Genomic DNA, 255 nt, shown 5'->3' with positions numbered 1-255 from the left:
CTTCCTCTTCACCGCCTTCGGCAATCACTTCGCCCCATGGATCGATCAGCATGGAATGCCCGAAAAACTCCGTCTCTCCGCTGCGGCCGACCCGATTGCAGGCAACGACGTACATTTGATTCTCGATAGCCCGGGCCGTCAGGAGCGTTCTCCAGTGATGGAGTCTCGGATGCGGCCACTCGGCCGGAACGAACAACACGTTCGCACCTGCAAGCGCCAGCGTACGGGACAGTTCGGGGAATCGAATGTCATAGC

At 59.2% G+C, this 255-nt stretch carries 1 protein-coding gene; it reads right to left on the bottom strand.

Annotation, left to right across the window (positions count from 1 at the left end):
- A partial coding sequence (locus ACSNOG_RS33620) for a nitrilase-related carbon-nitrogen hydrolase (RefSeq protein WP_436756457.1) occupies positions 1-247 on the bottom strand: 247 nt, incomplete at its 3' end.
- Positions 248-255: the final 8 nt, after the last annotated feature.

The sequence above is a fragment of the Streptomyces sp. URMC 124 genome, assembly GCF_051386455.1.
Classification (GTDB): Bacteria; Actinomycetota; Actinomycetes; order Streptomycetales; family Streptomycetaceae; genus Streptomyces.
This window is presented reverse-complemented; position numbering and strand designations above follow the sequence as displayed.